This is a genomic window from Billgrantia aerodenitrificans (genome assembly GCF_021404405.1).
GTDB lineage: Bacteria > Pseudomonadota > Gammaproteobacteria > Pseudomonadales > Halomonadaceae > Halomonas > Halomonas aerodenitrificans.
In genome coordinates, this window is sequence record NZ_JABFTV010000002.1 from 424,525 (window position 1) to 445,139 (window position 20,615).

Sequence of the window (20,615 nt, forward strand, 5' to 3'; positions counted from 1 at the left end):
CTTTAGTCCTATTCCCTCGCAAGGGGGCCGTTGCATTGTGTAAGCGCCGTTACGGCACCTGCGTTCGGGTGGCAGTCCGTCATTGTTGACGTTTACGTAAACTTCGCTCAAATGCCCCAAATCTGTCGACAATTTGCTTGAAAATGTCGAAGCGATATCCATAAAGCGCGCTCATTATGGTGATTTTTTCCTCGATGTTTGTAATGTTGTCGACAAGTTCCGGCAAGTGGCGGCTTGTCCACTCGTCACATGGTCGAATGTTGCGCCGCGTCAGACCCGCGTACAACCGAGCTCAGCCAAGAACAACAACAACCGACGAAGAGGACCGCTCAACAAACAGAACCGCCGAGGTGTGACGTGCCGCTCAAACGCGAATATGGCCAGGAGCATCCCTACTGGCCGCTGGGGCCCTTCAAGGTCCGCCTGCCTTTCATCCATTTCCCATGGGCCATTCCGGAAACCATCCAGGCCATGGTGATGTTCGTCATCTCCTTGGGGATGATCCCGCTGCTCGAACAGTACCTGGGCGTGCCCTACGAGGTGGGCCTGGCCTTCGTCGTGGTGTGCGGTATCGGCTTCATCCTGCCGCCGCTGCTGGGGGTGCCGTTCATCGCCGGCTGGATCACGCCGGCGATCCCCGTGGTGCTGCTGTTCATCGGCCAATACGAGCCGGGTCCGGATGCCATTCGCGCCATGGTAGCGCTGCAGCTGATGGTGACGGCGATCTTCCTGTTCATGGCGGTGACGCGGCTGGGCAGCAAACTGGTCAACAGCGTGCCGGCCTCGATCAAGGCGGGTATCCTGCTCGGCGCAGGCATCGCCGCCATCAGCGGCGAAATCGTCGAGGGTGGCCGGCTCTACAACACGCCGATCTCGCTCGGCATCGGCGGGTTGATCACCCTCTACGTGCTGTTCTCGCTCTCCTTCCGCGACCTGGCCGAGAAATACCGCTGGGCGCGCAACATCGTTGCCTTCGGCATGGTACCGGGGATGCTGATTACCATGGCCATCGGCTGGGGTGTCGGTGAGTACTCGATGCCGACGGTGGAGTGGGGCATCGCCGTGCCCGACTTCGCCGGGATCTGGGCCTATCTGCCGTTCTCCATCGGTGCGCCACCCATTGAGCTGATGGTGGCAGCGATTCCCACCGCGATCATTGCCTACATTATCGCCTTCGGCGATATCGTGGTGGGTCAGACCCTGCTCAAGCGCGTCGACCACCTGCGCCCCGACGAGAAGATCGAGGTCAATGTCGATCGCGTGCACTTGATCACCGGTATCCGCAACCTGATGCACTCACTGCTGGCGCCCTATCCGGGGCTGGCCGGGCCGCTGTTCACCGGCGGCATGGCCACGGTGACCGAACGCTACCGCTACGGGCGCAAGGCAATGGACACCATCTACTCCGGCACCGGGGTGTTCTGGATCGTCGGCTTCTTCGCCCTGTTCCTGCTGCCGCTGGTGACCTTCTTCCGCCCGGTGCTGCCCATTGCGCTGTCGATCACGCTGCTGATCACCGGTTACCTGTGCATCGCCATCGCCGTGGAGCAGATCAAGAACGCCACCGCCATGGGCGTGGCGGGCATCATGGGCGTGGTGCTGGCCACCCACGGCGCAGCCTGGGGACTGGGCATCGGCCTTATCCTCTATTTCCTGATCGAGCATCGCGCTCGCGGCGCACGCGAGGCCGAGGAGCAGGAGCCGATTGCGGTGGAGGACGACATGGTGGTGGAGCGCGACGAGGAGGAGGCCGTGCGGCCCGGACCCGCCACGCGCTAAATGGAAATAGCGTAAAGGCAAGCGGGCCGACGCCGAGGTGTCGGCCCGCTACGTTGTGAGGATGGTCAGCCGGCCAGACTCAGTCCGGCGCGATTGGCAGCCGGCGCTTGTGCTCGGTGCGTCGGTAGGTGGTGAGGATGGTGTCGAAGGCCCGTTCGGAGACCTCGCGGTTCTCCAGGAAATCGTCGATCTCCTCGTAGCTGACGCCGAGGGCCACCTCGTCGAGCTTCTGCGGTGCCAGCGACTCGAGATCGGCGGTGGGCGCCTTGTTCACCAGCGCATCGGGTGCGCCCAGTTCCTGACCCAGCAGGCGCACCTGACGCTTGCTCAGCCCGGTCAGGGGTGCCACGTCGCAGGCACCGTCGCCGTACTTGGTGAAGAAGCCCATCAGCGCCTCGGCGGCCTGGTCGGTGCCGATGACCAGGCCGCCACGTGCTCCGGCTACGGCGTACTGGGCCACCATGCGCTGGCGCGCCTTGACGTTGCCCAGCACGAAGTCTCGCTGATGAACGTCATCGAACGTCATGCCGCCGTTCTCCAGTGATTCCAGCAGAGTATCGCTGGCGCTCTTGATGTTCACGTCGAGGACTTCGTCCGGCTGAATGAAGGCCAATGCCTTGTCGGCATCATCGGCATCCTGCTGCTCTCCGTAGGGCAGACGCATGGCGATGAACCTGCCTTGCTCACCCTGCTCGCGCTGCTTCTCCACGGCGAGCTGGGCCAGTCGCCCCGCCACGGTGGAGTCGACCCCGCCACTGATGCCCAGCACCAGCGTGGTCTGGCCGCTCTCCTGCATGACTCGACACAGAAAGTCGCGGCGCCGCTCGAGCTCATGCTGGGCATCGATGTCGCTGCGGGCTTGCAACTGCACGCCGATGGCGCGCTGTACGGCCCGGCGCGAGCGTGTCTCTTCTTCACTCTTGGTCTCACTCTCGAGACACAGCCGATGGTAGTGGGGCAGGCGTTCCAGAGCATAGTGGGCCGCTGCCAGCCGCACCTCGTTGCGAGTGCCGTCGAAGCGTCGCGTCTCGCAGTAATGGTGGTGATCGCCATCGTGGCGGAAGGCCCAGGCGAAGCAGACGGTGCCGATGGGCGTATCGTCGTCGCCGGGGTTGGGGCCGGCGATGCCGGTATTGGCCAGGGCCACGTTGGCATCGTTGTTGTTCAGCGCGCCGGCGGCCATTTCACTGGCCACGGCCTCGCTGGTCAGGCCGTAGCGCTCGATGGTGTCGAAGCTGACGCCCAGGTAGCGGTTCTTGGACTGGGGCGAATAGACGCCGAGGCCGCAGTCGATGCTCTGGCCGCTGCCAGGCACCCTGGCCAGCTCCGAGACGATCAGTCCGGCTGTGCATGACTCGGCGGTGGCAAGCTTCAGTTCGTTGTCGATCAGATAGTCCGTGATCCTGTCCAGCAGCTCCATTGCCTCTCCTCCTGATGGCCGACTAGCCTGATGCTGTCGGAAATGAACCTGACCTTACCTACCCTAGGTCAATTCGGCCCGGATCGCGTGACCGGAAGCCAATCGGGCTGGTGAGACATGGAGACGTGACATGGAACGTATCGATGAAGCGAAGAGTGCCACCCTGGAGGAGGCCGTGGCGCGGGAGCGTGAGTATCGCCACGAGAGCGAAATGGCGTCTTTCACCGAAACAGGCGAGGAAGACCAGGAGCTGATTGGCATCGCCGTGATGGGCGCCGGCGGTGAGGCTGCCCAGGCTGGTAGCGCCGAGCAGCGCTTTCCCCTCGAAAGCGTGTCCAAGGCGCTGACGCTTGCCCTGGCGCTGGAGGACGTAGGCGCCGATGCGCTGTTCGAGCGGGTCGGCATGGAACCCTCGGGCGATCCCTACCACTCCATCGCGACGCTGGAAGAGGGCGAGATGGGCATTCCCTCCAACCCCATGATCAATGCCGGCGCCATCGTCACCACGGCGATGATACGCGGCCGGGACGGCGAGGAACGCTTCGACCGGATACGCGATTACTTCCGCCGCCTCGCGGGCAACCCCTCGCTCGACTACGACCGGGTCATGTTCGAGGCCGAGGACAAGGATCTCAATCGGGCTCTGTTCTACTACATGCGCAGCCACGACGTGCTGAAGGGCAGCGAGGAGGATCTGCTGGTGCCCTATCTCAAGCAGACCACCATTGAGGTGAACTGCCGCGAGCTGTCACGTATCGCCGCGGTCCTGGCCAACACGGGGCGCGACCCGGAGAGCGGGGAACGCCTCATCGCCGAGGAGACGGTGCGCATCGTGCTGACGCTGATGTTCACCACCGGCATGTACGACCAGTCGGGCAGGTACGCCGTGGAGGTCGGCATGCCTTCGAAGAGCGGCGTTTCCGGCGCCATCCTGGCGGTGGCACCTGAGCGTATGGGGTTTGGCGTGATCGGCCCCGCGCTCAACGAGCACGGCAACAGCGTGGCCGGGCTACGCCTGCTCAAGGTGCTGTCGAGCCGCTGGCGGTTGGGCGTGTTTGCCTGAGCCTGCAGCCGTGACCGCTCAGGGCTGGCCGAGAGCGGGCGGCGGGGCGATCCCCTCGAACAGGGCCGGGTCGTCGCTGATGGCGCTGTCGACCCCCCACGCCCAGCGGTTGGCGAAGGCGGCCGGGTCGTTGGGTGTATAGCACAGCAGCCGGTAGTCGGCGGCCTTGATCTCCCGGGCACGGTATGCGGTGAGTCGGGTCCAGTCGGTATGGATACTGAAGGCTTCCAGCGCCTCGCAGCGAGACTGCCATTTCGCGGGCACGCTTTCACTGAGTACGCCGATGGGCAGCAACGAGGCGTCGGCGATGGCGCGGGCCTGACCCAGGGCGGGTTGATCGAAGGAGGAGACGATCAGTCGCTCCGGCGGCAGCGCCTCGAGCAGGCGCGGTATCACCGCTTCGGCCAGTTCGGTACCGCTGCGCCGGCTGGTCACCTTGAGCTCCATGTTGACGCCCATGTCCAGCTCCACCAGCAGGTCGAGCATCTCGCGCAGGGTGGCCATGCGCTCGCCGCGAAAGCCGTCGCCGAACCAGGCGCCGACGTCCAGTTTGCGCACTGCGGCGAGATCCAGGGAGGCGAGCCTGCCGTGGCCGTCGGAACAGCGCTTGAGCGTGGCGTCATGCCAGATCACCGGGGTGCCGTCACCGAGCAATTGCACGTCGAGCTCGACCCATGAAAAGCCGGCAGCGTGGGCGGCGCGCACCGCTGCCAGGGTGTTTTCCGGGGCGTGGGCGGACAGCCCACGATGGGCGATGAGTCGGGGCAGGGCAATGGCGGGGTGCGGTGAGGTCATGCAAGAGCTCCAATCGAGGGGCGGACGAAAAAGACTATCGGGCGTCGATGACAGGATAGCGACCCGCTCGGGGCACGTGGTATCGGGCGCGACTATGCTAGTCTTGCGCCTTTGAATAAAGCAATGAGGCAAGTCATGAAGGTGATGACCCCCGAGCGTGACGAGCAGCGCGACGCCTGGCTCGCGCGGCTGTGCGCCGATGTCTATGGTAGGGAAGCGGGGCTGTCGCCGTTGGTAACCTTCACCGGAACGCGACAGGTGCTGTTCACTCAGGAGGCCGCAAGGCTATGGGCGCTGGTGGACGAGCAGGGCCGACCGGGCGCTCTGGCACTCTTGACTCTCGACGCATCGGGCAGCGACATGACACTGTGGCACCATGCCTCGCCGGGCGGCGACCGTGAAAGCGTGCGTCGTTTGATTCGCGAGCTGGTGCAGAAGGCACCGCTGCGAGTCGATGCGGCGAACCAGGAAGAGGAGGGCTTCTATCGCCGTTGCGGTATCAATCGCTGGTTCGCGACGCCGGGCGGCCGGCGTGTCGGGCTCTCTCCTCATCACTCGGCACGCGGCGTGAGCGAGCTGGAACCACCGCTCGGCTTCGATGAGGAGGCGATCCTGCGTCGCTTCAAGCATGACACTCACTTCTTCGAGCAGGAGAAGGCGAGCTTCGTCGAACGCTTGGCCGCATTTCCCGGGTAGGGGAGCGGTCTGTTCCATCAACCCCCTTGACCCCATGCGCACATGGCGGTTGGATGAAGCACACCTATCGTTAGCCGACAAAGGAAAATACCCCATGGCAAAGCGAATTCAGTTCTCCCGCACCGGCGGTTCCGAAGTGCTCGAATACATCGATGTGACGCCGGCCGATCCGGCACCCGGTGAAGTGCGGGTCAGGAACGAGGCGATCGGGCTCAACTTCATCGACATCTATTTCCGCACCGGTCTCTATCCTGCGCCTAGTCTGCCTTCGGGGCTGGGCACCGAGGGTGCCGGTGTAGTCGATGCCGTGGGCGAGGGGGTGAGTCACCTGAAGGCAGGCGACCGGGTCGCCTATGCCCAGGGGCCATTGGGCGCCTACGCCGAGTATCACGTGCTGCCGGCGGACAAGGTGGTGACGCTGCCCGATAACGTCGACGCCGAGACCGCCGCCGCCAGTATGCTCAAGGGGCTCACCGTGCAGTACCTGCTGCGCCAGACCGCTCCGCTAAAGGGCGGCGAGACGATCCTGTGGCACGCCGCTGCCGGTGGGGTCGGCTCGATTGCCTGCCAGTGGGCCAAGGCGCTGGGAGTCAGGCTGATCGGTACCGTCAGCTCGCCCGAGAAGGCCGAGCTGGCGAAATCCAACGGCGCCTGGGCAACTATCGATTACACCCGTGAGAACGTGGTGGAGCGGGTGCGCGAGCTGACCGATGGCGAGATGTGCGACGTGGTCTACGACTCGGTGGGCAAGGACACCTGGATCACCTCGCTGGACTGCCTCAAGCCGCGTTCGCTGATGGTCAGCTTCGGCAACGCTTCCGGCGCAGTGGAGGGCGTCAATCTGGGCATTCTCAATCAGAAGGGTTCGCTGTTCGTCACCCGTCCCAGCCTCAACGGCTATGCCGATACCCGCGAGCGGCTGGAGACGATGTGCCGCGACCTGTTCGACATGCTGGGCAGCGGCAAGGTCAAGATCGACATCGGGCAGCGCTTTGCCCTGGCCGAGGCCGGCAAGGCCCAGGACGCCCTGGCCAGCCGTCAGACCACCGGTTCAACCATCCTGCTGCCGTAAGCAGAAGCGCAGACTTGCTCACGCGACGCCCGCCTCACACGAGGCGGGCGTCGTCGTTTGCGGTATCGGGAGCGAGGAGTCATTCGTTGCTGACGTAGGCGCCCATCTCACGCATGCGCGACTCGAAGCTTGCCACGTTGTCGACGAGGCTGTCGGGGCCGTAGGCGACGCACTCGGCCAGCAGCACCTCGATCAGGGTGATGGCGGAGAGAATCGAGGGGAAGAAGTGCGGCGTAGCGTTGGCCACGGTGAAGGTGATGGCCGCCCCGGGCACCAGCGGCGAGCGCAGGGTATCGGTGATGACGATGGGTTTGACACCCGCCGCACGGGCGATTTCCAGCGCTCGCACGGTCTCGGCGCAGTAGGGTTCGAAACCGAAGGCGACCACCACGTCGTGCTCGCCGAAGGGGGCCAGTTCGGTCAGCAGGCCGCCCTCCTGACCACGAATGAGCTGGACGTTGGGCATGGCGATGCGGCCGACGTAGGCGAAGTGATAGGCGCAGGCAAAGGTATCGCGAAAGCCCACCACGGCGATCTTCTCGGCGGCGAGCAGCATCATGGCGGCATCGCGAACGCGTGCCTGATTGTCGGCGGTGAACAGGCGACCGATGTTGTCGAAGGCGGCATCGCCGACATCGAGAAACACCTGATCGTCGGTCTGGCTGGCCAGGTTGCGCAGGTCGCTGGCACGGCCGGAGAGTTCCACCGGACCGGCCTGCACGGCCGATTGAAACACTTCACGGAACTGTTCGTAGCTGTCGAAGCCGAGGCGTTTGGCCAGGCGCACCAGGGTCGAGGAGGTGACCCTGGCGGCCCTGGCCGACTTGCGGATCGACTGAAAGGCGATCTCCATCGGATGCTCCAGCACGTAGCCGGCGGCAAGCTTCAGCTGCGGACTGAGCTCGGGGTAGGCGGCAGCCAGCTGCTGGTTCACGGCATCCAGACCGGTGGGCGGGCATGCCTCTTCCGGGGTGGTGTCTGCGCTCTGTGTCTCGTGTTCCAGCACGGCTGTCTCCTCGATCAGGGGGCCTGGGCCCGGCTCATGGAAGCCGACGGGAAGGGAGGCGCATTGTAACGCATGGCTTCCGTCAAGTAATGACACATTCGTTTCCACTTTGTTTTTATCGCGGCACGCTCGTGTTGACGTCGCATCGTTCCTTGTCTAGCATGCGCATAAAACAAATGTGACATTAAATGTTTTATAACGTTACGTTTGTTTCCATATGGCACATACCGTGTCATCCGTTATCGCCACGTCAGCCATCCATTACGCCGAGAGAGTGCCGAAACGCTCATGAGCGCCACCAGCCCCGAAACCCTCATCGTCGACCGCCGCGGGGCGGTCATGGAAATCCGCTTCAACCGACCGCATCGCCTCAATGCGGTGGTCGAGGCGTTCTACAGCGAGCTGCTCGCCGCCCTGGCAGAAGCCGAGCGCGACCCTGAGGTGCGCTGCGTGATCCTCACCGGCGAGGGACGGGCCTTCTGCGTCGGTGCCGACATGAAGGAGCATGGCAGTGCCCAGCGCACGCTGTTCCAGCGTCGCCGCTACCTGCAACTCGGTAACGACGTGTGCGAAGCGATCCTGCGCCATCGCAAGCCGGTCATTGCCGCCGTCAACGGTTACGCCCTAGGCGCCGGTGCCGAAATGGCGGTGGCCTGCGACTTCATCGTCATGGCCGAGGAGGCCCAGATCGGCTTCCCCGAAACCAGCATCGGTACCTGCGTCGGCGGCGGCGTCTCCAAGCTGTTGCCGCAGCTGGTGGGGCTGAACATGGCGCGTCAGCTGCTCTACACCGGGCGCCGCATCGACGGTCGCGAGGCGGCCCGCATCGGCCTGGCCACCTCGTGCCACGCCGCCGATGCCATGCCGGCCGAGGCGCAGAAGCTGGCCGAGAGCCTGGCCGGCCAGGCGCCGGTGTCGATCGCCATGCTCAAGCGGCTGGTCAACCAGGGCAGCGACACCGGGCTCGAAAGCCAGCTGCAGCAGGAACTGGATGCGGTCTTCACCTGCTCGACCACGACCGATTGGCAGGAGGGGGTCGACGCCTTCGCCGAGAAGCGTGCCCCCCAGTTCAAGGGCCATTGAGACTCAAGGATGCGAGACATGAACCCCATCGAAGGACACTTACCCGTGCGCAGTCCACTGCACGCCATTCTGGCTCCCACCGGCATTGCCGTGGTGGGCGCCTCGAGCGATCCCACCAAGCGCGGCTACAAGGCCATGGTCGGCCTGATCAAGGATGGTTTTCGCGGCGACATCTATCCCGTCAACCCCAAGGCCGACATGATCCTCGGCATCAAGGCCTGGCCGTCCATCGCCGCGATTCCCGGTTCGCCCGAGCTGGCGCTGATCTGCACCCCAGCCGCCAGCGTGCCGGGTCTGATCGCCGAGTGCGGCCGCCGCGGCATCAAGGGAGCGGTGATACTCGCCAGCGGCTTCGCCGAGATCGGCGGTGAGGGCGCCGAGCTGGAACGCGAGATGATGGCCAAGGCCGAAGCCCACGGCGTACGCATCATTGGCCCCAACACCTCCGGCGTGTTCAATCTGCACCACCGGCTCAATCTACTGGCGCTGGACAACGTCAAGCCCGGCGACGTGGGCATCGTTTCCCAGTCGGGCAACATGCTGCTATCGCTGGCGCTGGAGGCTCAGTACAACGGCCAGGTGGGCTTTTCCACCTACGTTGGCCCGGGCAACCAGAGCGATATCGGCTTCGACGACTACCTGCGCTATCTCGGCGAGGACGAACACACCCGCGTAGCCACGCTCTACGTGGAGGGCTTTCGCGACGGGCGCAAGTTCCTCGAGGTGGCCCGCGATGTCACCGCCATGAAGCCGGTGGTGGTCTACAAGTCGGGTTCCACCGAGGCCGGTCAGAAGGCGGCCAGTTCACATACCGGGGCGCTGGCCGGCAGCTATGCCATGACCGTGGACCTGCTGCGGCAGGCCGGCGTCAGCGTGGTGCAGCACTCCGATGAGATTCTGCCGGTGGCCGAGGGGCTGGGGCTGCTGCAGAAGGCCCGTGGCAAGCGGGTGGCGGTGATTTCCGACGGCGGCGGTCAGGCCACCATCGCCTCCGACCGTCTCGCCGAGGCGGGGTTGGAACTGGCCGAACTCAGCGAGGAAACCCGCCAGCAACTGCGCGACGTGCTGTTTCCCCAGGCCTCGACGGTCAACCCGGTGGACGTGGCCGGTTCCACCGATGCCAATCCCTCCTTGCTGGCCACCTGCATGGAGATCGTCGCCGCCGACGACAACGTCGACAGCGTCTTCCTGGTGGGCATGTTCGGCGGTTACAGCATCCGTTTCGCCGAGTCGCTGCTGGGTGACGAGATGCGCGGCGCCGAGGCGATGGTGGACCTGTCCAAGGCGACCGACAAGCCGCTGGTCGTCTACAGTCTTTACACGCCGATCAAGCCACCGGCGCTGCGCCGGCTGCACGAGGCGGGGCTGCCCATCTACGCCTCCATCGAGCAGGCGGTGAGGGTTCTCGCCGCCCTTGGCGAGCGAGGCGAGTACCTCGCCTTGAGCCGGCAGCACCCTCGTGAAGCGGCCATCGCACCCAAGCCCGAGCTCGGCGACATGTTCCAGCGTGCCCGCGCCGAAGGGCGCGACCTGTTCGAGTACGAGGCCAAGCGGCTGTTGCGTGAGCACGGCATCGAGGTGCCGCAGGAGCTGGTGGTGCGCAGCGACGCCGAGCTTGGCGAGGCGGCGGCCACCTTCGGTGACACGCCGTTGGCCATGAAGGTGGTCTCCCGGGACATCCTGCACAAGTCGGACGCCGGTGGGGTCAAGCTCAACCTGGTCGGCGAGGCCGCGCTGCGTCGCGCTCGGGAGGAGATTCTCGTTTCCTGTCGCGCCTACGACGCCCGGGCCGAGATCGAGGGGGTGCTGGTTGCGCCGATGGCCCGGAAGGGGACCGAGGTTATCGTCGGCGTGATCCGCGACCCGATCTTCGGCCCGGTGCTGATGTTCGGCCTGGGTGGGATCTTCGTCGAGATCCTCGAAGACGTCGCCTTCCGCGCGATCCCGCTGTCGCGTCACGACGCGCGCAGCATGGTGGAGCAGATCAAGGCGCGCAAGATCCTCGAAGGCGCCCGCGGTGAGCCGGCGGTGAACAAGGAGGCGCTGGTGGAGCTGCTGCTCACGGTGTCGCGCATCGCCGATGCCTACCCTGAGCTCAGCGAGCTCGATCTCAACCCGGTGATCGTCAATGCCGATGGCTATGCCGTGGTGGATGCCCGCGTTATCTTGGAGCGCGAACCCGTCAACGAAAACGCCAAGGAGTCCATGGCATGAGCGAGAGCACGAGCCAGCCCCCAGCCCCCGTTTTGCAGGATGCGCTGCTGACCGTTGAAGAGCGCGTGGCGACCCTGACCCTGGATCGCCACGACGTGCGCAACGCCCTGACCGGTACGGCACTGGCCGACGACATCGTCGCCGTGGCGGAGTGGGTCAACCGCTGCGACGAGGTCTCGGTACTGGTCATCACCGGCGCGGGCTCGGCCTTCTCCGCCGGCGGCAACGTCAAGGACATGGCCAATCGCGGTGGCGACTTCGCCGGCGACGTAGCCGAGGTGGCGGGGCGTTACCGGCGCGGCATTCAGCGCATCCCGCTGGCGCTCCAGGCGGTGGAGGTGCCGGTGATCGCTGCGGTCAACGGCCCCGCCATCGGTGCCGGCTTCGACCTGGCCAACATGGCGGATATCCGCATCGCCTCGCGCAAGGCCAAGTTCGGCGAGACCTTCCTCAATCTGGGCATCATCCCCGGCGATGGCGGCGCCTGGTTCATGCAGCGCCTGATCGGCTACCAGCGCGCCTTCGAGCTGACTCTCTCCGGACGGGTGATCGACGCCGAGGAAGCCAGAGAGTACGGCATCGTGCTCGAAGTGACCGAACCGGAGTCGCTGATGGAGAAGGTGGGCGAGCTGGCGGCACGCATCGCCGCCCAGCCGCCCAAGGCCACGCGGCTGACCAAACGCCTGATGAAGATGGCACAGCGCACCGAACTCAAGGATTTCCTCGATCTCTGCGCCGTGTTCCAGGGCATGTGCCACAACGAGCCGGAGCATCTGGCGGCGGTAAACGCCATGCTCGAGAAGATGGCCAAGTAAGCTCCCACCGACGACCGGAACCCGGCTACGGTCGGGTTTCTTTCGTCTCGGCGTCTGCGTAATGAGCGCCAAGGCAAAGAAAGCGCTGGATTTTTTTGCCCGTGCCTGTTGTGCTGAAAGCTCGCCGACACAGGGAGTGGACATGGCCGACCATACGCTGGTTTTCATCGTGCTGGGCCTGGCGCTGGCCGCTTTCGTCTGGGGGCGCTTTCGTTACGATCTGGTGGCGCTCTCCGCGCTGCTGGCTTGCGTGATCTTGGGGCTGGTGCCGGGCGAGGAGGCCTTTTACGGTTTCGGTCATCCGGCGGTGATTACCGTAGCCGCCGTTCTAGTGCTCAGTCGCGGCTTCGAGCGCTCCGGCGTGGTCGACGTCATCGCCGAGCAGGTGCTCAAGGTCGGCGACCGCCTGTTCCTGCAACTGGTGGCGCTCACCGCCACGGTGGTGGTGCTGTCGGGCTTCATGAATAACGTCGGCGCTCTGGCGCTGCTGCTGCCGGTGGCCATGCGCCTGGCCCGTGAGCACAATACCTCGCCTTCGCTGTTGCTGATGCCACTGGCCTTTGGCTCGCTGCTCGGCGGTCTCATGACGCTGATCGGCACCCCACCTAACATTATCATCTCTGCCTACCGCGGCTCGGTAACCGGAGAGACCTTCGGCATGTTCTCCTTCTTCCCCGTCGGGGCCGCAGTTGCCCTGGCGGGGCTCGTGTTCATCGTATTGCTGGGCTGGCGGCTGGTACCGCAGCGCGCCGGCAATGCGTCCACCGAGGGCATGTTCGATATCAGTCACTATCTGGTCGAGGTCCGGGTGGACGAGGAGGCCAAGGCGCTCGGTTGGACCCTGCGTGAGCTGCAGCGTGAACTCGAGGAGACGCTACCGGTTCTGGCGGTCTTGCGCGGTGAGCAGCGCTACGCCGGGCATGCCTTCCTCGGCGCGCTGAAAGAGGGGGATGTCCTGCTGGTAGAGGCGGGGCCGGAAGAGATGAAACTGCTCGAGGACAAGGCCGGCCTGCGGGTGGGAATCGACCCGCAGGAGGAAACCTTCGAGCAAGATCGCGCCGAGGCGGAAGAGGGTGGGCAACTGCAGCGGGACGCTAGCCTGCCGGATACCGAGAATACCAAATCCAACGGTCTGGATACCGAGGGACTGGAGCTGGTCGAGGCGGTGGTGCGCAACGACTCGATCATGGTCAACCGTACCGTGACCCAACTGCGGTTGCACAACCAGTACGGCATGCATCTGGTGGCGGTGGCCCGGGACGGCAGCCGCCTGCGCCAGCGCCTGCGCGATATCCGTTTTCGTCCCGGTGACGTGCTGTTGCTGCAGGGCGGCGAGAGCAATCTGAGCGAGAGCCTGGCAACGTTGGGCTGCCTGCCCCTGGCCAGGCGTAACTTTACCCTGGGGCAGCCGCGCATGCTGCTGGTGTCTCTCGGCATCTTTGCCCTGGCCATCGCCGCCATGCTGCTGGATATCCTACCCAATGCTGTCGCGCTTGCCCTGGCGGCCCTGGTCACGCTGCTGGTCGGCGTATTGCCGCTGCGAGACGGTTATCAGGCCATCGACGGCCCGGTGATCATCCTGCTGGGCGCCATGATCCCCGTGGGCACGGCGCTCGAAACCAGCGGCGGCGCGGCGCTCATTGCCAACAGCCTGCTGGAGCTGGGGGGTACCTGGCCCACCGTGTCGATCCTGATACTGCTGTTCGTCACTACTATGATGCTCTCCGACGTAATCAACAATGCGGCGGCGGCAGTACTTATGGCACCGATCGCCGTCAGCCTGGCCAACGGTTTCGATGCGTCCATCGATCCCTTCCTGATGGCGGTGGCCATCAGCGCCTCCTGCGCCTTTCTCACTCCCATCGGGCACCAGTCCAACACCCTGGTGATGGGCCCCGGCGGCTATCGCTTCGGCGACTACTGGCGCATGGGCCTGCCGCTGGAGCTGGTGGTGATGGCGGTGGCGATACCGATGATCCTGCTTGTGTGGCCCTTGTAGGGAATCGCGATTCCCTACTGCGCTCGCTATCCTGATCGCCGGCGGTACTCACAATCCTCATTGAGCAATAAGTCAACTCCGGTTGCTCCGTTCCGGCGGCGACCAGCCTAGCTTCGCTCGTGACGTGAATCACACTTCCCTGACTTTCGAATAGAGGTCTTAAAAACCCCGGCGCTGGGCCGGGGTTTGGTAGGGGGCCGATCTTACGCCGCGTTGTGGCGCAGGATGTTGGCCTTGTCGGTGGCGAACTCGTCGTACTCGAAGTCGTCCACGCTGAGCAGTTCGAGCACTTCGGCTTCGAAGCGGCGCATGAACTCGGCGTCCTCCTCGCTCACCAGGCCCTTCTCCCGCGCGGCCTCCAGGCGCACCTCGGGGTGTAGCGCCTGACGCGGCAGCTCGCCCTTGGCATAGGCCTTGTTGACCGTGCGGTAGAGCGCCTCAGCGCGGTCGTAGTCGGCCAGCAGGGCGTTGTAGTGGGCCAGCGGGTTGTCCTTGACGCCGTCGTCGTCCAGCCAGGCCGCGGCGATCAGCTTGGTGCGCAGCGGTGTGTCGCGGGACACGGCCTGGGCGATCTCGCGGGTCAGCTGATCGGCGGGGCGCTTCCAGCGCCGGCCCAGCGGCATCGTCACGGCGCGCAGCACGCCGGCCAGCGCGCGGTTGGGCAGGTTGTCGAACAGCTCGTCGAAGGCCTGCTCGGCGCGCTGCAGCAGGTGGGTGCAGCTGTAGTGGAACAGGGCCGCTTCGCCCTCGACCTTGTCACCTTCCTGCCAGTGCTTGAGCACCATCGAGGCCAGGTAGAGGTTGGAGAGCACGTCGCCCAGCCGCGCCGAGATCATCTCGCGCTGCTTGAGGGTCGAGCCCAGGCTGGCCATGGCGGCGTCGGCACACAGGCTGAAGCCGGCGGAGAGGCGCGCCATGTCGCGGGCGTAGGGGGCGGCCACGGCATCGAAGGGCACCGTGGGCTTGCCGATACCGAGCCCCATGGTGAAGGCGCGGGCGGCGTTGCCGAAGATCAGTGCGGCATGACCGAAGAAGGCGCGGTCGAAGGCCTTGAGGTCGTTGCTGTCGGAGGCGGCCAGCTCTTCGAGCACGAACGGATGGCAGCGGATGGCGCCCTGACCGAAGATCATCAGGTTGCGGGTCATGATGTTGGCGCCCTCGACCGTGATCGAAACCGGGTTGGCGCTGTAGCCGATGCCCAGGTAGTTGCGTGGGCCCAAGGTGACCGCCTTGCCGCCGTGGATGTCCATGGCGTCGGAAAGCCCGAGGCGCTGAAACTCGGTGAGCTGGCTCTTGAGGATCGCCGAGGGGACGGAAGGCTTCTCGCCGCGGTCGATGGTGTTGGCGGTCTGGTAGACCGCCGCCTGGGCGATGTAGCCCAGCGAGGCCAGGCGTGCCAGGGGTTCCTGCACGCCCTCCATCTCTACCACCGGCACGTTGAACTGGCGACGGATACGGCCGAAACCGCCGGTCCAGCCCAGGGCGTAGCGCATGGTGCCGCTGGCGCCGGAGGGCAGGGTGATGCAGCGGCCGATGGAGAGGCACTCCACCAGCATGCGCCAGCCCTGACCGATCATCTCGGTGCCGCCGATGATGGTGTCCAGCGGGACGAAGACGTCCTTGCCCTTGATCGGGCCATTGAGGAACGGGCTACCGATGGGGTGGTGGCGGCGACCGATCTCCATGCCGGCGGTGTTGCGTGGCACCAGCGCCAGGGTGATGCCGCGATCCTCTTCTTCGCCCAGCAGGTGGTCGGGGTCGAACAGGCGGAAGGCCAGGCCCACCACGGTGGCGATGGGGGCCAGGGTGATCCAGCGCTTCTCGAAGTTGAGACGCAGGCCCAGCACCTCCTTGCCGTCGATCATCTGCTTGCACACGATACCGGTGTCGGGCAGCGAGGTGGCATCAGAGCCGGCGCGGGGGCCGGTCAGGCCGAAGCAGGGGATCTCACGGCCGTCGGCCAGGCGCGGCAGGAAGTGATCCTTCTGCGCCTGGGTACCGTACTTGAGCAGCAGCTCCCCCGGACCCAGGGAGTTGGGTACGCCCACCGTGACCATCAGCGTCTCGCTGATGGAGAGCTTCTGCAGCACCAGCGACTGCGCCTTGGCCGAGAAGCCCAGGCCGCCGTACTCCTTCGGAATGATCATGCCGAAGAAGCCTTCCTTCTTCAGGTACTGCCACAGCTCCTCCGGCAGGTCGGCACGCTCCTTGGCGATCTCCCAGGCGTTGCACATGCCGGCGGCCACCGAGCACTGGTGCTCGAGGAAGCTGCGCTCCTCCTCGGTCAGGCCGTCGTCGTGGTAGCTCATCAGTTTGTCCCACTGCGGACGGCCCGAGAACAGCTCGCCGTCCCAAGCCACGGTGCCGGCTTCCAGAGCGATGCGCTCGGTGTCCGAGACCTTGGGCGAGACGCGCTTGAACATGGCGAACAGGCGCGGGCTGAGCCAGTGGATACGTAGCGCCGGCAGGCCGGCCACGGCTACCCCCGCCGCGCCGAGCAGCAGCAGCACGCCGAGCACCGGGGAGCCCAGCAGCAGCCCCGCCAGGCCAAGTACGCCGAGTAGCGCCAGGGTCGGCACCGCGCCGGCCTCGCGCCGCATCAGCACCAGCAGGCCGACGACGGTGAGGATCAGGAGTATCAGGGTGAGCATGCCTCGTCTCCGTGTTTCGGATCGCGTTTAGAACGGTTGTTTGAATGTGTCAGCCTAGCCGATCTCCCCGGTGCTGGCCAGTCCTGAGGCGCACACGAAATGACAGCGCCCTGCATGAGGCAGGGCGCTGGGTGGAAGATAAAGTGCTGCTTATGATAAGCGGCGCTGGGGCTCGCGCCTCGCCGGATTGTCACCGGCCACGAAATAGGGCGCATCGGAAGCGGGCAGCGGCTCGCGGCCGCGAATGCGGTCGGCGATCTTCTCGGCCAGCATGATGGTCGGCGCGTTGAGGTTGCCGGTGGGGATCACCGGGAACAGCGAGGCGTCCACCACGCGCAGACCTTCGAGACCGTGCACCCGGCCCTGGCCGTCGACCACGGCGTCGTCGCCTTCGCCCATGCGGCAGCTGCCGCAGGGGTGGTAGGCGGTCTCGGCGTGTTCGCGCACGAAGGCATCCAACTGCTCGTCGCTCTGCACGTCCGGCCCCGGCGAGATCTCACGGCCGCGGTAGGGATCCATGGCCGGCTGGGCGATGATCTCGCGCGTCAGGCGAATGGCGTCGCGAAACTCCTGCCAGTCCTTCTCCTTGGCCATGTAGTTGAACAGGATGCTGGGAGCCGCCTCGGGATCGCGCGAGGTGAGGCGGATACGCCCGCGGCTCTCGGAGCGCATCGAGCCCACGTGAGCCTGGAAGCCATGGGCCTGCACCGCGCTCTTGCCGTTGTAGCTGATGGCGATGGGCAGGAAGTGGTACTGCAGGTTGGGCCAGGGTTCCGCGTCGTGGGTGCGGATGAAGGCGCATGACTCGAACTGGTTGCTGGCACCGACGCCGCTGCCGAGAAGCAGCCACTCGGCGCCGATCTTCGGCTGGTTGAACCACTTCAGCGCCGGGTAGAGGCTGATCGGCTGCTTGCACTCGTACTGGATGTACATCTCCAGGTGGTCCTGCAGGTTCTCGCCGACTCCGGGCAGGTCGTGCACCACGGGGATGTCGAACTCGCGCAGGTGCACGGGATTGCCGACCCCTGAGCGCAGCAGGATCTGCGGCGAGGCGATGGCCCCGGCGCACAGCAGCACTTCGCGCCGGGCGCGAACCTGCTGTGTCTGGCCGCGGCGCAGGTAGCGTACGCCCACGGCGCGCTTGCCCTCGAACTCGATCACGTCAGTGGTGGCGTGGGTCTCGATGGTGAGGTTGTCGCGCCCCTTGGCCTGATCGAGATAGCCCCGCGCGGTGGAGGAGCGGCGCCCCTTGGGGGTGACGAAACGGTCCATGGGGCCGAAGCCCTCCTGCTGATAGCCGTTGACGTCCTCGGTCTCGGGATAGCCCGCCTGCACGCCGGCATCGACGAAGGCGCGGTAGAGCTCGTTGTTGCCCTCCTTGGGCGTGGTCACGCTGACCGGGCCATCGCCGCCGTGGTAGGTGTTGGCGCCAATGTCGCGGCACTCGGCCTTACGGAAATAGGGCAGGCAGTCGGCGTAGCGCCAGTCGTCAAGACCGGCCAGGCTGGCCCAGTTGTCGTAGTCCAGGGCATTGCCGCGGATGTAGCACATACCGTTGATCAGCGACGAGCCGCCCAGCCCCTTGCCGCGACCGCACTCCATGCGGCGGCCGTTCATGTGCGGTTCCGGATCGGTCTCGAAGGCCCAGTTGTAGCGCTTGCCCTGCAGCGGGTAGGCCAGGGCGGCGGGCATCTGGGTACGGAAGTCGAAGCGGTAGTCGGGGCCGCCGGCTTCGAGCAGCAGCACGCTGACACCCGCGTCCTCGGTGAGGCGGGCAGCCAGCACGTTGCCGGCGGAGCCGGCGCCGATGATGACGTAGTCGAATTCACGAACCTGGGACATGGCGATTTCCTCAGAACACCGACTCGAAGGGTCCCATTTCCACCTGCACCGACTTGGTTTGGGTGTAGTGGGCCAGGGTCTCGATGCCGTTCTCGCGGCCGACGCCGGACTGCTTGTAGCCGCCCACCGGCATTTCCGCCGGCGACTCGCCCCAGGTGTTGATCCAGCAGATGCCGGCTTCCATTCGATGAATGGTGCGATGCGCCCGGGCGAGGCTCTCGGTGAACACCCCGGCGGCAAGGCCATAGTGGGTGTCGTTGGCGCGACGGATCAGCTCCTCTTCGTCGTCGAAGGCGAGGATCGACATCACCGGGCCGAAGATCTCTTCGCGCACGATGCGCATGTCGTCGCTGCAATCGGTGAACACCGTGGCCGGGGCCCAGGCGCCGCGGGCGAAATCGCCCTCGTCGAGAGGCTCGCCGCCGATCAGCACCCGCGCGCCGTCCTGCTTGCCGTAGGCGATGTAGTCGAGCACCTTGGCCTGATGCTCGAAGCTGACCAGCGGGCCGAAATTGATCTTGGGATCGAGCGGGTCGCCGGCGCGGATGCGCGCCACGCGCTCGACGATCTTCTCCTCGAAGGCCGTCTTCACCGAACGCTCGACGAAGACCCGGGTGCCGTTGGTGCAGATCTGACCGCTGGAATAGAAGTTGGCCATCATGGCGGCATCGGCGGCGCGGTCGAGATCGGCGTCGGCGAACACGATCAGCGGCGACTTGCCGCCCAACTCCATGGTTACGTCCTTGAGCGTCGAGCCGCCCGCCGCGGCCATCACCTTCTTGCCGGTACCCACCTCGCCGGTGAACGAGACCTTGGCGATGCCTTCATGCGCGGTCAGCATCTGGCCGACCCGGGCGTCGCCGTGAACCACGTTGAACACGCCGTCGGGCAGTCCGGCTTCGGTGAAAATTTCAGCCAGCTTCATGGCCGAGAGCGGAGTGACCTCGCTGGGCTTGAACACCACGGCGTTGCCGGCGGCCAGCGCCGGAGCAGCCTTCCAGCAGGCGATCTGGATCGGGTAGTTCCAGGCGCCGATGGCACCGATCACCCCCAGCGGTTCGCGCCGGGTATAAACGAACGACGACTCGCGCAGCGGAATCTGGGCGCCTTCGATGGCCGGGGCCAGGCCGGCGTAGTATTCGAGCACGTCGGCGCCGGTGACGATGTCCACCGCGGCGGTTTCGCTGATCGGCTTGCCGGTGTTGCGCGTTTCGAGCTCGGCCAGCTCGTCATTGCGCTCTCTCAACAGTGCCACGGCGCGCTGCAGTACGCGACCGCGCTGCATGCCGGTCATGGCGGCCCAGCGGCGCTGGCCTTCCTGCGCGGTAGCGACGGCGCGGTCGACGTCGGCCTGGCTGGCCTGGTCGACCCTGGCTAGCAGGCTGCCGTCAAAGGGATTGATGACGTCGAAGGATTCGCCGGAGGTAGCCGGTTCCCGGCGGCCATCGAGGTAGAGAGTCTCGGTATCGAAAGCGGTCATGCTGTCTCCTTGGGTGACGCTGCGGAGGTGTCGTGGCCGGCCAACATGTTGTCGAGGCAGGCGTGGGCCAGGCGCCGGGCGCGCTCGGTATCCAACCCTTCGGGGCTCAGGGTGCCGCGCAGCCACAGGCCATCGATCATGGCCGCCAGGGTGCGGGCGGCATCTCGCGCTTCGTTCAGTGGCATCAGCCGCCGAAACTGGAAGCAGAGGTTGGAGTAGAGTCGCTGATCGTTGACGTGCTGCAGCCGTTGCAACTGGGGTCTGTGCATGCTGCTGGCCCAGAAGGCGAGCCAGGTCTTGGCCGCGGGACCGGAAATCTGGCTGCGATCGAAATTGCCGTCGATGATGGCGGCGATATGGTCGCGTGGGGAGCCATCGGCCAGGCGGAGTCGACGCTCAGCCACTGCCTGGCCGAGATCGGTGAGAATCTGGCGCATGGTGGCTTCGAGCAGGCCGTCCTTGCCGCCGAAATAGTGGCTGATGATGCCAGCGGAAACGCCGGCATGTCGGGCGATCCTCAAGACGGTGGCGTCGGCCAGGCCGACTTCGTCGATGGCCGCCATGGTCGCCTGGATGAGCTGGCTGCGTCGAATGGGTTCCATTCCTGTCTTGGGCAACGTTGACTCCTTGACCCTTCGCCGTGACTGGCATGTGGCATATATAAGGTAGGTCGAGTCTGGCATTTTTTTATTGAACGTTC

General features: G+C 65.4%; 15 protein-coding genes. 8 read left to right on the plus strand and 7 right to left on the minus strand.

The window, feature by feature from the left end:
* Positions 1-357: 357 nt before the first annotated feature.
* Positions 358-1,779 (plus strand): xanthine/uracil/vitamin C permease, encoded by a 1,422-nt coding sequence (locus tag HOP59_RS05210; protein WP_234253079.1) that lies wholly within the window; start codon positions 358-360, stop codon positions 1,777-1,779.
* 79 nt (positions 1,780-1,858) lie between these two features.
* Here the strand turns inward: HOP59_RS05210 and nadE are convergent, their stop codons facing one another.
* A complete protein-coding gene (gene nadE, locus HOP59_RS23590) occupies positions 1,859-3,199 on the minus strand; it encodes an ammonia-dependent NAD(+) synthetase (RefSeq protein WP_338073321.1) in 1,341 nt (446 codons plus the stop codon).
* Between the two features lie 130 nt (positions 3,200-3,329).
* On the opposite strand from nadE, the gene glsA reads away from it, so the two are divergent.
* Positions 3,330-4,262, plus strand: a complete 933-nt coding sequence (gene glsA / locus HOP59_RS05225) for a glutaminase A (RefSeq protein WP_234253080.1) — start codon at positions 3,330-3,332, stop codon at positions 4,260-4,262.
* 18 nt (positions 4,263-4,280) lie between these two features.
* Here glsA and HOP59_RS05230 read toward each other — a convergent pair whose 3' ends face one another.
* Positions 4,281-5,057 carry a glycerophosphodiester phosphodiesterase family protein gene (locus HOP59_RS05230; protein WP_234253081.1) on the minus strand — a complete coding sequence of 259 codons (777 nt, stop codon included), beginning with the start codon at positions 5,055-5,057 and terminating at the stop codon, positions 4,281-4,283.
* 135 nt (positions 5,058-5,192) lie between these two features.
* On the opposite strand from HOP59_RS05230, the gene HOP59_RS05235 reads away from it, so the two are divergent.
* Together HOP59_RS05235 and HOP59_RS05240 are read left to right on the plus strand one after the other, a co-directional pair.
* Positions 5,193-5,753, plus strand: a complete 561-nt coding sequence (locus HOP59_RS05235; protein ID WP_234253082.1) for a hypothetical protein — start codon at positions 5,193-5,195, stop codon at positions 5,751-5,753.
* A gap of 94 nt (positions 5,754-5,847) precedes the next feature.
* Positions 5,848-6,825, plus strand: coding sequence for an NADPH:quinone reductase (locus tag HOP59_RS05240; RefSeq protein WP_234253083.1), 978 nt, complete (start codon positions 5,848-5,850; stop codon positions 6,823-6,825).
* Between the two features lie 79 nt (positions 6,826-6,904).
* Here HOP59_RS05240 and HOP59_RS05245 read toward each other — a convergent pair whose 3' ends face one another.
* Complete coding sequence (locus tag HOP59_RS05245) at positions 6,905-7,831, minus strand: MurR/RpiR family transcriptional regulator (RefSeq protein WP_234253084.1); 927 nt, start codon at positions 7,829-7,831, stop codon at positions 6,905-6,907.
* Between the two features lie 288 nt (positions 7,832-8,119).
* Between HOP59_RS05245 and HOP59_RS05250 the strand changes: the two genes are divergently transcribed.
* The 4 genes from HOP59_RS05250 to HOP59_RS05265 all read left to right on the plus strand — a co-directional run bounded on the left by HOP59_RS05250 (position 8,120) and on the right by HOP59_RS05265 (position 13,942).
* Positions 8,120-8,914, plus strand: a complete 795-nt coding sequence (locus HOP59_RS05250) for an enoyl-CoA hydratase/isomerase family protein (protein WP_010629246.1) — start codon at positions 8,120-8,122, stop codon at positions 8,912-8,914.
* Between the two features lie 18 nt (positions 8,915-8,932).
* Positions 8,933-11,128, plus strand: a complete 2,196-nt coding sequence (locus HOP59_RS05255) for an acetate--CoA ligase family protein (protein WP_234253085.1) — start codon at positions 8,933-8,935, stop codon at positions 11,126-11,128.
* Positions 11,125-11,943, plus strand: coding sequence for an enoyl-CoA hydratase-related protein (locus HOP59_RS05260; protein WP_234253086.1), 819 nt, complete (start codon positions 11,125-11,127; stop codon positions 11,941-11,943). Before HOP59_RS05255 ends, HOP59_RS05260 begins: the two co-directional genes overlap by 4 nt.
* Before the next feature lie 142 nt (positions 11,944-12,085).
* A complete protein-coding gene (locus tag HOP59_RS05265; RefSeq protein WP_234253087.1) occupies positions 12,086-13,942 on the plus strand; it encodes an SLC13 family permease in 1,857 nt (618 codons plus the stop codon).
* A 203-nt stretch (positions 13,943-14,145) separates the two neighbouring features.
* Here HOP59_RS05265 and HOP59_RS05270 read toward each other — a convergent pair whose 3' ends face one another.
* The 4 genes from HOP59_RS05270 to betI form a co-directional block, all read right to left on the minus strand.
* Positions 14,146-16,593 (minus strand): acyl-CoA dehydrogenase, encoded by a 2,448-nt coding sequence (locus HOP59_RS05270; RefSeq protein WP_234253088.1) that lies wholly within the window; start codon positions 16,591-16,593, stop codon positions 14,146-14,148.
* 150 nt (positions 16,594-16,743) lie between these two features.
* Positions 16,744-18,435 carry a choline dehydrogenase gene (betA, locus tag HOP59_RS05275; protein ID WP_234253089.1) on the minus strand — a complete coding sequence of 564 codons (1,692 nt, stop codon included), beginning with the start codon at positions 18,433-18,435 and terminating at the stop codon, positions 16,744-16,746.
* Between the two features lie 10 nt (positions 18,436-18,445).
* Positions 18,446-19,915, minus strand: coding sequence for a betaine-aldehyde dehydrogenase (betB, locus tag HOP59_RS05280; protein ID WP_234253090.1), 1,470 nt, complete (start codon positions 19,913-19,915; stop codon positions 18,446-18,448).
* Positions 19,912-20,532: a transcriptional regulator BetI gene (gene betI, locus HOP59_RS05285; RefSeq protein ID WP_026038213.1), complete on the minus strand. Its 621-nt coding sequence runs from the start codon at positions 20,530-20,532 to the stop codon at positions 19,912-19,914. Before betI ends, betB begins: the two co-directional genes overlap by 4 nt.
* Positions 20,533-20,615: the final 83 nt, after the last annotated feature.